Source organism: Marinifilum caeruleilacunae (assembly GCF_013141825.1).
GTDB lineage: Bacteria > Bacteroidota > Bacteroidia > Bacteroidales > Marinifilaceae > Marinifilum > Marinifilum caeruleilacunae.
This window is the reverse complement of the sequence record NZ_RZNH01000061.1, coordinates 1-12,405: the sequence shown is the minus strand read 5'-3', so window position 1 is coordinate 12,405 and position 12,405 is coordinate 1. Positions and strand designations below refer to the sequence as shown.

Annotated in this window: 12 protein-coding genes and 1 tRNA gene; 6 read left to right on the top strand and 7 right to left on the bottom strand. The window is 37.3% G+C overall.

Translation table 11 applies throughout. The features are described from left to right. Positions 1-89 precede the first annotated feature (89 nt). The 3 genes from ELS83_RS21085 to ELS83_RS21080 form a co-directional block, all read right to left on the bottom strand. Positions 90-1,280, bottom strand: coding sequence for a B12-binding domain-containing radical SAM protein (locus tag ELS83_RS21085; RefSeq protein ID WP_171597530.1), 1,191 nt, complete (start codon positions 1,278-1,280; stop codon positions 90-92). Between the two features lie 93 nt (positions 1,281-1,373). Then, the gene (locus ELS83_RS22495; RefSeq protein WP_283242763.1) at positions 1,374-1,508 is read right to left on the bottom strand and encodes a hypothetical protein; all 135 of its coding nucleotides are present in this window, start codon (positions 1,506-1,508) and stop codon (positions 1,374-1,376) included. 66 nt (positions 1,509-1,574) lie between these two features. Beyond that, complete coding sequence (locus ELS83_RS21080) at positions 1,575-1,853, bottom strand: hypothetical protein (RefSeq protein WP_171597529.1); 279 nt, start codon at positions 1,851-1,853, stop codon at positions 1,575-1,577. Between the two features lie 550 nt (positions 1,854-2,403). Between ELS83_RS21080 and ELS83_RS21075 the strand changes: the two genes are divergently transcribed. The 3 genes from ELS83_RS21075 to ELS83_RS21065 all read left to right on the top strand — a co-directional run bounded on the left by ELS83_RS21075 (position 2,404) and on the right by ELS83_RS21065 (position 6,943). After that, complete coding sequence (locus ELS83_RS21075; RefSeq protein ID WP_216616738.1) at positions 2,404-5,793, top strand: DEAD/DEAH box helicase; 3,390 nt, start codon at positions 2,404-2,406, stop codon at positions 5,791-5,793. Positions 5,794-5,872: 79 nt separating this feature from the next. After that, a complete protein-coding gene (locus tag ELS83_RS21070; protein ID WP_346728179.1) occupies positions 5,873-6,160 on the top strand; it encodes an HU family DNA-binding protein in 288 nt (95 codons plus the stop codon). Positions 6,161-6,493: 333 nt separating this feature from the next. After that, positions 6,494-6,943: a JAB domain-containing protein gene (locus ELS83_RS21065; RefSeq protein ID WP_171597527.1), complete on the top strand. Its 450-nt coding sequence runs from the start codon at positions 6,494-6,496 to the stop codon at positions 6,941-6,943. A 27-nt stretch (positions 6,944-6,970) separates the two neighbouring features. On the opposite strand, the gene ELS83_RS21060 is transcribed toward ELS83_RS21065, so the two are convergent. The 4 genes from ELS83_RS21060 to mnmE form a co-directional block, all read right to left on the bottom strand. Beyond that, positions 6,971-7,324, bottom strand: coding sequence for a helix-turn-helix domain-containing protein (locus ELS83_RS21060; RefSeq protein ID WP_171597526.1), 354 nt, complete (start codon positions 7,322-7,324; stop codon positions 6,971-6,973). 30 nt (positions 7,325-7,354) lie between these two features. Then, positions 7,355-8,455: a site-specific integrase gene (locus ELS83_RS21055; protein ID WP_171597525.1), complete on the bottom strand. Its 1,101-nt coding sequence runs from the start codon at positions 8,453-8,455 to the stop codon at positions 7,355-7,357. Then, a complete protein-coding gene (locus ELS83_RS21050; RefSeq protein WP_171597524.1) occupies positions 8,452-9,369 on the bottom strand; it encodes a helix-turn-helix domain-containing protein in 918 nt (305 codons plus the stop codon). Before ELS83_RS21050 ends, ELS83_RS21055 begins: the two co-directional genes overlap by 4 nt. Before the next feature lie 240 nt (positions 9,370-9,609). Next, entirely contained in the window at positions 9,610-11,007 is a 1,398-nt protein-coding gene (gene mnmE, locus ELS83_RS21045; RefSeq protein WP_171597523.1) for a tRNA uridine-5-carboxymethylaminomethyl(34) synthesis GTPase MnmE, read from the bottom strand. Between the two features lie 208 nt (positions 11,008-11,215). Between mnmE and ELS83_RS21040 the strand changes: the two genes are divergently transcribed. The 3 genes from ELS83_RS21040 (at position 11,216) to ELS83_RS21030 (ending at position 12,218) form a co-directional block, all read left to right on the top strand. Beyond that, a complete protein-coding gene (locus ELS83_RS21040) occupies positions 11,216-11,551 on the top strand; it encodes a DUF6686 family protein (RefSeq protein ID WP_171597522.1) in 336 nt (111 codons plus the stop codon). Positions 11,552-11,625: 74 nt separating this feature from the next. Beyond that, entirely contained in the window at positions 11,626-11,985 is a 360-nt protein-coding gene (locus ELS83_RS21035; RefSeq protein ID WP_171597521.1) for a hypothetical protein, read from the top strand. Positions 11,986-12,136: 151 nt separating this feature from the next. After that, positions 12,137-12,218 (top strand) — tRNA-Leu (locus ELS83_RS21030). The last annotated feature ends 187 nt before the right edge of the window (positions 12,219-12,405 follow it).

The window sequence follows — 12,405 nt, the reverse complement described above, 5'->3', positions numbered from 1 at the left end:
TCATGATCATGGCTAATTCTCTAAAATAAGTATCCAAAAAAAGGATGCATAAGCCAATAGCTTGTTGTAGTCATGAAGCTATTGTAAGATCAAAAAGTATCTCTTAATTTTAGGTATCGATTTGTCCAATTGGTTTTGACGTCATACACTTCATATCCCACTTGTACACTTTTAAAACCTGCGAGTGAAAGCTTTTTAATTAGTTCTTTGTTGAAGTTTAAATGTAAGATATCTGCATGAAAGTCAAAATCAACTTCCAAATGCGAGGAAAGATCGATAAGTCTGTCAAGGAACTTTTCAAATAGAATAAGGTTCCTGCCAACAATGTCATTGTCGACGAAAAAGTATCGGACTATTTTATGTGTTTGATAGTTCGCTTTAATTTGATCAATTACTTTTTCAAAATTCTGTGTGCGGTATGAGTTACCCCAACTCAATGCGCAAAAATTGCATTTATTCCACCTACAGCCTCTTGAAATTTCTATTGGTAACTGTATTTCCTTTTTGTCTATGTTTATTGCTTGCTGAAAATAGCTGCCATAATCGATTTGGGGATAATCCTTAAGATCAATAAATCCTGTTTTGTCAATTGCTTCTGTCGTTTTTTGTGCTTCCTCCGGGTTTGATCTGAAAATTAATCGTGGAATATCTGAAAAGTCGTTCTTGTTATTTTTAATTGATTCAATTAACATGTTTAAAGGAACTTCACCTTCTCCCCATATTGCAAAATCAAATACATCGTATTTTTTGAATAAAATACTTGCGGCATTTTTTTCTTCAAGTCCTCCTAAAACACAGATTGCACTGGGGATTCTTTTTTTTACTTCTTTCGTTACAACTATTCCAGGAATCCATGAATCAAATTTTGCGCTAATTCCAAATATTAATTGTCTGTTAGTGGGTAGTTTTTCTATTTCAGCTTCAATGGTGTCGTATATGCGTGATATTTGATTTGATAGTTTTTCTCGATAGTAATTTTCTCCTAATGTCTTAAAGCTTGGGTTACACTCTTGCATTTTTAGGAGAATACGGTTTACAACCTCCGTATTTTCTTGCCCTGTTAAAATGGCAAGAAAAGGTAAGATCCTGTAGAAGTCAGAATCTGATTGAAACAAATTATCCTCATGGTTTTCTTTTTCTTGAAACAAGTGATTCCAATAGATTACTTCACTTTCTATATTTGCCTTTTCTCGAATATAACTACTAAGTATTTGGCATCCGATTGAGGGCATATAAAGACTTGTAGGAGGGAAGCAGTTTAAAAATACTTTTAAGTCCATAGTGTTTGTTATTAAGGGTAACTTAAAATACTATCCTGTTGCAGAATGTGTTGAAAGCTCTGCAAAGCAGAGCTTTCATTGTTGGGCAACTCGTTACTTCATAACGACTTTGATTTTTGTGCCGTCTTCCATACGCAAGCGAGCTCTTTTTTTACCTCCTCTAATTTGCATCTCTTCATCCCTTGATAAGAGGTTCGACTCGTTAAGCATTATTTTTTTTCGTTTCATATCAAAAAAATTAAATGAATTAAGAAAATATGAGCACTACTTGGGCGGATCTCATCGCCATTTGAGTTAAGCGGGCATATCATCAAAATACTTCCAGAATTTTCGCGATACTTTGTGTATGCTCCCACCTTTGAGGGTGATGCGTCTACCGGAATGTTTTCGAACAACAAACATTGCGTTGATCAAGGCAAAGTCATTGATCTGAACAAACCCGTTCGACTTAACTTCTTTGTAAATGCTGAGCAGTGAGCGTTCCAACTTTAGAACTTGCGAATCAACATTAAAAACAAAACAGCTTTGGGTATTCCCAATAATAAAGATGATGTTGTTGTAGTTGATTTGCATTTTCCCAGCTTTTGTGCATTTACAAATTGGTGTTTGGTTTCAAGGCACCTGCAAGCTCACCTCCTGCAGGTGCTAGGCTTGTAAGCCGCTTTTGTGGTGTTGGTTTGTTGCGTTGAAATTCATACTGTCTGTATTAAGATTTTCAAATTGTTTCGGTTTTTAAAGTGTTCACATGAAAGGGATTTATTGGTTTATCTTTCACAGGCCACACAAGCCTTGTTTAAAAACAGTTTCCAGCTGTGGTTTTAAAATTATCGGGAAATTGAAGACGAGTAAAGCCGATTTTCGTGTAGACTCGAAAATGGCGGGAAACTTTGAAAGTGTCCCTGATAATCAATTAAGTGTATTTTATCAATCCGGAATATTTTCGTGTAGATTCGAAAAATGGAGTGAAAAGTGCTTGTTTTTTCGCTCAGTGTGTATGCTAAAACGTCAGATTTTTGGAAAAGTGGGGTGGAAAGGAGAAAATTTTACCTGGTTGGGAGAGTGGAAAAAATGAGAATAATTTCGATGGGATATGGATGAATTGAGTGATATGCGATAGTTTTAAATGATTGGGAAATGTGTTGGTTATCAATTAATCATTTTTGTTAACTTTGAATTTATCCTCATTTCTTACAAAGAAACTAAATACACAAAATCTAAACATATGCAAAGTCTGTTTCCAAATGAAAATGTAATCGTTGAGTTCAATTTGTCTATTACGGAGACACTAAATGGGAATAAAGTTTCATATTTCATTGGTGTTGAGAGTGGTATGATTGAAAAATACAATGGATCTGATTTTAGTGGATATATATTTAAATCTACCAATGGCAAGGTTTATTTTCTCTCTATTCAAAAAACAAATTACCCCGAAAATTATGATGCTGCTTTTTACATTGATATTAGTGGGATGGAGGATAAAAGTCTGAATTCGCTGGCGAAATGTGCAAAGGAAATTTTGTACGTCAATGTGCCGGATTCGTCCGAAATTAAAAGTTCATGGGTGGATTCATTTAGGTATAGGAAAGAGTTAAAGGGTAAGAACGGGGAGGTGGTAAGATATGGTCTGAGACCACCGCAGATTGGAGCGTTGCATTCCATACAGGCACATTGGAGTACATCTAATAAAACAGCATTGATAGTAATGCCTACAGGTACTGGCAAAACAGAAACAATGCTTTGTCTTACTTTAGCGGAGCAATGCTCAGGCTTACTCGTGATAGTACCATCTGACTCGCTTCGTACTCAGATTTCAGAAAAATTCAAAACCTTAGGTGTTCTCAAAGATCCTAAATTCCAGATTGCATCTTATAAGAGTTTAAATCCAAAAGTGTGTACTCTTAATACTGGCCTAAAATCTCTCGATGATTTAAATGAAATACTCTGTAGTAATGTAATTGTATCAACTCCGCAGTTAATTAAAAAAATACTAGATGGAGATGAAAAGATACGAGAAGCATTTCTGGATTGGTGCAATTATTTAGTGGTTGACGAGGCTCATCATAGTCAGGCAACAACCTGGAAATATATTAAGGAGAACTTGGAAGCAGCTGGGAAAAAGGTTCTTTTATTTACTGCAACACCATTTCGAAATGATAAGAAACGTATAGTTGGTGATATAATATATAATTACCCGTTATCGCTGGCACAAAAAGATAATTATTATAAAAAAATTGATTTCCATCCAATACTGGAATTTAACCAACAGGTGGCTGATGAGAAAATAGCTCAAACAGCAGTTGATCTTTTGATTGAGGATCGTAAAAAAGGTTACGACCACCTACTCATGGCTCGTGTTGATAAAAAGGATGAAGCTGAAAGGATTTACAATGATATATATTCCAAATACACCGATTTAAACCCGGTATTTATTCATAGTGGTATAAAATCGGCGCCTGAAAGGAAAGCTATACTTGAGAGAATTAAAAATGGATCTCATAAAATAATTATTTGCGTGGATATGTTAGGAGAAGGATTCGATCTTCCCCAATTGAAAATTTGTGCAATGCATGATCTGCATAAAAATATTACTACATCATTTCAATTCTTTGGTCGTTTTACCAGAGAATCTAGTTTGAAGCTGGGAAATGCAAAAATAGTTGCAAATATTACTGATACGAAGCTTAAGGGTACTTTGCGTAAGCTATATCAGAAAGATTCGGATTGGGATAATATTATTCGCCATGCGAATGAAAATGTTATTCAAGGCATAGTTGAGGAGGAAAGTTTCTTCAAAAACTTTTCAGAGATTGAGATTCCTAACAAAATTCCTTTCAGGAATATTACGCCAGCTATGAGTACGGTTGTTTTTAAATTGTATGATTCAAAAATTAAATGGACACCTGATAATCACTCAAAATATTTTCCAGAAACTACATACGAGACAGTTACGGTTGAGCATGAAGAACAAGACCTGCAAATTATAATTGCCAAGAAAACTAAGCCTGTAGATTGGGGGAAAATAGATGATTTGGTTAATTGTGAATACGATCTTTATCTTATCTATCTAAATAGGGAAAAGAAACTCCTTTTTATCAACAGTTCAAACAACGGTTCGACCCATAATAAGCTTGCTGATGCGATATGTGGAGCCAATAATGACCTTTTTTGTGAAGCGAACATATACCGATGTCTGGACGGAATTTTTCAGTTAGAACTCTTCAACCTGGGATTAAAGCCCGTACTGGATGGTCCAATTAGCTTTACAATGTATGCAGGAAATGGGATTGTCAGTGGTTTAGATGAACTTGACAACAATAAGACCAGCTCCAATTTATTCGGAGTCGGATATGAAAATGGAGAAAAGGTAACAATTGGTTGCTCTTCCAAAGGCCGCATTTGGACGAAGCTTGTGAAATCAATCCCTGACTTTTGTGGTTGGTGTGATGAAATGGGAGATAAACTTTTGGATGAATCGATTAATGCTGAAGATATATTTAAGTTTATTCAGAAACCGGAACGTAAGAAGGAAATGCCTGTAGATAAACAGCCAATTTCAATTAAGTGGGATGAAGAGTTTTATCGTCACCCAACCAAATTTGAATATCGAGATTTTCCACTTGCCGATTATCCGATTGATGTTGTTGATAATGATCGTAGTTCTATTACGTTTTCTGTTGATTTGGAGGGGGTTGTTACGACATATCAGCTAGTTTTAAAAGACGATGATAAATCACGAGGATTTGAATATAAGCGCATTAGTGGTTATCCATTAAAAATTCGTCGCTCAAAAATTGAAATTGATTTGGTGGATTTGTTTTTAGAATTCCCTCCTGTCATCTGGTTTCACGATAATTCGAAAATGCATAATAACATCTTTTTCCCTTTTAAGGGTAAAATTAGCATATTCGACAGTAGCAAAATACTACCATTAAACTGGGATGGGGTGGATATTAGAAAGGAGTCACAAAAAAAAGAGAAGAGGTCTGATTCTATACAATACAGAATGCTCCAGAAGTTAAAGTCGAATAGCGACTGCAGTATTGTTTTCGATGATGATGATGCAAACGAAGCAAGCGATATAATCGCAATAAAAACTTTTGACTTTGCTGACAGAAGAGTGCTCTTTGAACTGTATCATTGTAAGTATTCAAGTAAAACTGAAAGTGGTGGACGCTTGAAGGATTTGTATGAGGTTTGCGGTCAGGCTCAACGAAGTTTCCATTGGAAGCACTATGCGGTTGAATTGCTCAATCATATGTTGAGACGAGAAGAAAAAAGGATAAGCCAAGGGAGACATTCTCGCTATGAGAAAGGCGGAAGTAATGAAATGCTAACGATCTTGAATATGCTTACTTCTGGATATTGTCAAATCGATTTTGATATTTATGTTGTTCAGCCTGGTATTTCTAAATCTGCTATAATTAAAGAGGAGGAACATTTAAAATTACTTGGCGCCACAGACTTACTACTTAAGAAAACAGGTAATGAATTCTATGTTATATCGGATTATTAAAAATTTTGGCCTAGGCTTTCTGCATGAAAGTGGTATAGTCCTCCATTTATATATGGTTTTTTAGTACTTTCATGTTTTAATTAAATACAGAAATATGAACAAACAAGAATTAGTTTCAGCGATTGCTGAAAAAGCAGAGTTGACAAAGGCAGACAGTGAGAATGCAGTAAATGCAATGGTAGAGGCAATTAAAGAGGCGTTGGCAAAAGGTGAAAGTACCCAATTAATCGGATTTGGTACATTCTCAGTTTCAGAAAGAGCTGCCAGAACCGGTAGAAACCCACAAACTGGGAAAGAGATTCAGATAGCCGCAAAGAAAGTAGTGAAGTTTAAGGCGGGTAAAGCTATTGATGAAGCAGTAAATTAATCTATTCTTTATATAGATAGGAACGGTCACCGAATTAGGTGGCCGTTTTTTTTGTGCTTTTTGCGGTAATACGCAGAGCAAGCATTTAAAAGGTAACTCTCTCACTCCATTAAATTGTGCCAAAGTTATTCATCGCCGATTGGAAAAGTCAAGGGCGGCTGGGAATGCCAATTTTCAATTGCCAGCCGTCCTCCGGATTCGGTCAGTTTTTAGCTGTTCCATCAAAATACAGACATTCACCCTTGACAATATTCCAATCGGCTCAATGGGGCATGCCAAAATTTAATGGCGTGCCAGAAGCCCTAATAAATCCCCAGGGCAGGGGTGAATCAAATGACTAGTTTATTTTCACTTAATGAGATTTCAGTTTCATATTCACACAGGTTAAAGGTTACGGAACAGCCTAAAATCAACAGTTCTAGCGATGTGTATGAATTGGTTTGTCCTACATGGGACCCTGACATTGATCACAAGGAATCATTTAAAGTGTTGTTGCTAACACGTGCGAATAGGGTTCTGGGAATCGTAAATCTGTTTATTGGTGGCATATCAGGTGTTTCGGTAGATGCAAAGTTAGTCTACCAGGTGGCACTAAAGTGTAATGCTGCAGGTATCATACTAATGCACAATCATCCGTCAGGTAACCTCAGTGCAAGTGAAGGTGACCTGCAGATTACACGCAAGTTGGTTGAGGTAGGTAAGCTACTGGATTTGCCGGTGATTGATCATGTAATTTTTACAAGTGAATCCTATTATTCATTTGCAGATGAAGGCCTGTTGTGAACAGGCCTGTCAATCATCAGGAAGTTGTTAACGCTTCAAAGGTCGTCCTCTTTGGGGTTTCATCTCATTGTGAATCTCTTCCATGATCTCTTTTTGAGATTTCCTCTTGCCGCTCTCAACCCATTCTATGAGCTCGTCTTCGTAGAAATAGAGTCTTCTACCGGTTTTAAAGTGGGGCAGAAGGCCTTTCATTACATACTGGTATATGGTGGTCTTGGGCCGCATAATAATCTTGGAGGCCTCTTTAACACCAATAGGTCTGCGTTTTTGAGGTTCCTCCGACCTTTTGGATTCAATAAGCTCTCTTAATTCTCTTACTTCTTTAATAAGAATTGCTACTGCTTTGGGTAGCTGTTCGAATGTAATTTGTTCTTCGTTCATGGCTAATAATTTTAGTTATTGTATAGATGTTTATTTCAAGCTGATTTTATTGGCAGATTCCCGCTTCTTTGAATTTACCAGGTTGGCATAGATCTGTGTGGTTGTCACGTTTTTGTGGTCAAGCATCTTTGACACGGTATAGATATCTGTTCCCAGGGCAATCTGTAGTGTGGCGAATGTGTGCCGGAAGCAGTGGAAGGTGATCTTCTTTTTAATTCCTGACTGGGCTACCCATTTGGGTACATGTACAAAGATCATGTGTTTGGTGAGTCCTTTAAATACGAGCCCTGGTTCACGTTCACCACATAGTTCCAGTGCCTCATTGCTGATGGGCAGGGTGGTTTCTTTTTCCGTTTTTTCAGTTCGAATACGCATGCAGTATTCCCCATCGGGAGCCATTACGATTTCATCCCAATCAAGTTTTATGATATCGCTCATGCGCAAACCGGTAAGACAGGCAAACAGGGAGGCTCTTTTCATAACGGGATGTTTGCATGGTGTATCGGCCAGTAGTTTTACTTCATCCAGGGTAAGAAACTCCTTTTTAGTATCTTCTACTTCTGTGCTTTCCAGGTATTCGTTCAGATTCTCATGTAACAACTTCTCCCTGTAAGCAATTTTCAATATTGACCGGAAAACGCAATAATAGGCGGCTGCGGAATTCTGTGACAGCTTTTTGCTTTTGTGCTTCAGGTTATTGGCCTGGAGAAGGTAAGCCTGAAACTGTTGACATAGAGGAACGGTGATCTCCTCAAAAGTGCATTTGCCTTTTACAAAGTTCTCGAAGTGTTTGTATGCACTAAAGGACTTCATGTTTTTAGCTAATGCTTTTTCACGGAAGTAAGTTAAAAAACAGGCTTTTAATTTGTGCTTGTCAAGGAAACCATAATCCTCGTTGATCAGGTTTTGCACACGAATGGAGCGAATGGCTTCAGCTTTCCGAAGCATTTCTTGGTTGTACTCCTTTTGAATGGCTGTTTTAGGAGATTGATAGATGTAAATGCCCAGGTTTTCATACCGGGAGATTCGCATCGTAACGGGATTTCTTATGCCCGGATAGTAATCGAGATGTAATGAGTAACGCCCTCTGGATATGGGCCTTCGTCTTAAAGAAACTTTTGTACATGTCATGGTATTCTGTTTTTAGGATTAAGTAAATTGTCTAATTCCATCTTTGATATCTTTATATAGCGTCCTTCTTTTATCCTGGTAATGTTATATGTCTTTAGCAGCCCATACAGGCTGTCTCTTGAAATATTGAATTTCTCTGTAGCTTCCTCTGTGGTATAATATTCAGGTTCTTCTTGTCCGGCCAGTCCTTTGGCAATTAATACATGTTGGCGGGAATACAGCTTCTTACGGCCATCTCTTTTCTTTGGAATCCCGTTTGTTGATACAAAAGTCCAAATAGCGGCATGTGTGGTATTCAATTCTTCACAGAGTTCTTCTATTGTAGCCCAATCCTTAATATCATTCAATGAAGAGTAATTGAACTTTTTAAAGTGCTTGTCTACATGAGTTTTGCTGTAGTAAGCCTTTTTGAACCTCTTAATTTTTGGTATTTGTTTTTCCCTTAGTATCCTGTAGAGCCAGGATTCCCCAACATTGAATTTCTTCTTTATCTCATCCACCGTATAAAACTTCTCATCTTCCTTGGTAATTTTGGTAGGGTTTATTTCAGCCGGTTTGGCATTTTTAAACATCTCATCAATATCGCTACGTTTGATGATCGTAATACGAGGAGAGATTTTGGAAGCTTTTAACTGTCCGCTGTAAATGAGATTGTAAATCGTTTGACGGGATAATCCAAGCAGGGTAGAGACCTCTGACACCTTCAAAAATTCCTTGGTGTTTAAAATGTCTAAAGTCGGATCAGAAATTTTCGGAACCTGGTGCAAATGCTTTTGTATTTTTTCATGGCGCTTTTGTTCCTTATAGGCACGCCCGTTGCATTTGTGCGAGCAATATTTAGTGCTTGTTGTACGCGCAACAAAGGTTTCTTTGCACCAAAGACATGTTTTTTCGATCTCTAATTTGCTAGTCATTTTCTCGTCTACTTGTAAATTTAATTATCAGTTAGTCAATCATAGTCAAAAAACTGTACTAACTTAGTGATGTTGTTAATTACAAGTTACGAAAAAAAGGTTTAATAACAAACTTGTAGGGAAAAGTTGAGAATGGAAGTTTTCGGCAAACGCCCAAAGAAAAACCCCTTATCTCTAAGGGGTTGTAGGCGTTCTAGTTAGCTTTTTTGGAATTTTTTCGTTATCTTTGTCGGAGAGGGATTATTTACCGATGCAGAAATTCTTAAAGATATTCCCTAAAACTTCATCCGTAGAGATATCTCCCGTAATCTCGCCAAGGAAATGCAGACATTCGCGTATATCCTGTGCAAGGAAATCGGTTGGAATTTGGGTTTGCAAACCATCGTTTACGCGTTGAATGCTTCCCAATGCATTTTGAAGAGCCTCGAAATGGCGGATGTTGGTTACAATCACATCTTGCTCATTAATTTTGCTCATGTTCACCGATTTCAGTAACTCATTGGTTAACGCATCAATATTTTGCTTTTGTTTGGCCGAAATAAAGAGCAACTTATCTTCCGCTTCCAAACCAATTAGATTTTTGGCAATTTCCTGTGGATTTTCAATCAAGTCGATTTTGTTGATGCATACCACCAGGTGTTGAGATGCACGATCGATGGTTTTATTGACACTTACGATCGATTCATTGATTCGATCCATATCTCTATCGGCATCTACCAATAGCATCACAATTTGCGCCTGTTTCATTTTACTGTAGGTACGTTCAATTCCCATGCTTTCGATGCGATCTTTGGTTGTTCGAATACCTGCTGTATCGATAAATCTAAAAGTGATTCCACCCAGGTTGATGGTATCTTCAATTACATCACGGGTTGTGCCTTCAATATCAGAAACAATGGCCCTGTCTTCGTTTAAAAGCGCATTTAGCAAGGTCGATTTACCAACATTGGTATTTCCAACAATGGCTACAGGAACACCGTTTTTAATCACATTCCCCAATTCGAATGAATCTACCAGTTTTTGAATCAGATTTTGAATCTCATTTACAAGATTGGTTAGCTGTGTTCTATCGGCAAATTCAACATCTTCTTCGCTAAAATCTAGCTCTAGCTCAATTAATGAGATAAAGTTCAATAAACGTTCTCGTAATCCTGCAATTTCGCTTGAAAAACCACCACGCATTTGCTGTAAAGCCACTTTGTGTGCAGCAGCAGAATTGGAGGCAATCAAATCAGCAACCGCTTCAGCCTGCGACAAATCCATTTTTCCATTCAGGAATGCGCGTTGGGTAAATTCTCCTGGGTTTGCAGTTCTGGCACCATTCTTAATTAAAGTCTGAAGAATACGATGCTGAATAAAAGGAGCACCATGACAGGCAATTTCCACAGAGTTTTCGCCCGTATAGGAGTGAGGAGCTTTAAACAAGCTCACCAGTACTTCATCTATGATCTCATCATCATCATTAATGGTACCAAAATGCACTGTATTGGCTTTCTGCTCAACAATATTTTTCTTTTTAATTGGAGTAAACACTTTCTCACATATTTCTATGGCATTTTCTCCGGAAAGGCGCACAATCGCAATGGCTCCATTGCCTGGAGCAGTTGAAATGGCGCATATAGTAGATTGATCAATCATTACAAATTATTTAAAATTGAGTACAGGCAAATTACCTGCTCACGATTTTGGAAGAACAAAGATAAGGCAATTATAGATATCAATAGACAATGAAGAATGAATAATTGGCAATGACTATTGAACAGGATCATAAATATCACTATAAATTGGTATTGATTTGATACTTGCGGGAGCGTAGTTTTGTATAATTATTCTAAATAAGAAGCATATGATATACAATAGAACTTCAAATGGCTGCCTGTTCAAATGTGATTCGTGCCAGTCGATACATATGGAATTCAATAATATGAATATCAATTTTTCTACACGTGATAAATACTATCAATTTGCTGAATATCTTCACAGTATCGATATCAACGAAGCCTTAAGACAGAATGCACATTCGCCTTATCAAAGAAAAATTGTAATTCCAATTGGAGGAGGGGGGTGTAATTTTATGCTGCATCCTGGCGAACTGGAAGACCTGAAAAGGTTATGCATACTTACACTGGATAAAAGCATATTAAATGTATCGAAACTGGAGATTGATTTTAGCCTGAATTAAAGCCTTTTTACCTGATTCTTTTTACAGAATAAAGGACTTTACTACCTTTGCCACGAAATTGAATTTGTTATAAGATGATAAAGAATATTACAGGTCGCTGGTCGTTTAACGAAGATTTTGGATTTGGTAAAGATGAAGGATTTGCCGAGTTTACACAAGAGGGAGAAAAAATTAGTGGTGTGGTGGTTTACACAGAGAGAATTGAAGGAGAAACACCATTTCGCGTGCAGCAAGATGTGGAAGGAACTTTTGATGGAGAAAAATTTAGTGTAACTGGAACCAAAGTAGAACTGCTCGATTGCGAGAAAGAGTTTGAATACCACCTGGATACCTGGGAGGGTGTTTTGAATTCTCAGAATCAAATTGTAGGGCACAGCTACGATCATCATGAATGTTTTGGTGTCTTCGTAATGAAAGTGATTGAATTGCAATAAATCTTCTTTTTTCTCAAAAAAAAATCAAGCTTGAAAATCAGCATTTTGAGTGTGAATCTTGCGGTTTTAAAGGGATTCGTGAGATTTTTTTAACGATTTGATTTTGTCGGAAAAGAAAAAATACTCATATTTGCACCGCAATCAACGCAACGCGGATGTGGCGTAATTGGTAGCCGCGCTAGACTTAGGATCTAGTGCCTTCGGGCGTGGGGGTTCGAGTCCCTTCATCCGCACAAAAAGGATCGACGAAAGTTGATCCTTTTTTTTATTTCTCTGTCCCGTCCTGAAATAAGTTGACAGTAAATCGACTTATTTATGAAAATATTGAGAAAGACTGTAGCAAGGCGTACCCAACGAAATTATAATTTATCCTTTAAATTGTCAGTTGTACGTCAAGTTGAAGAAGGGGAAATGACCTAC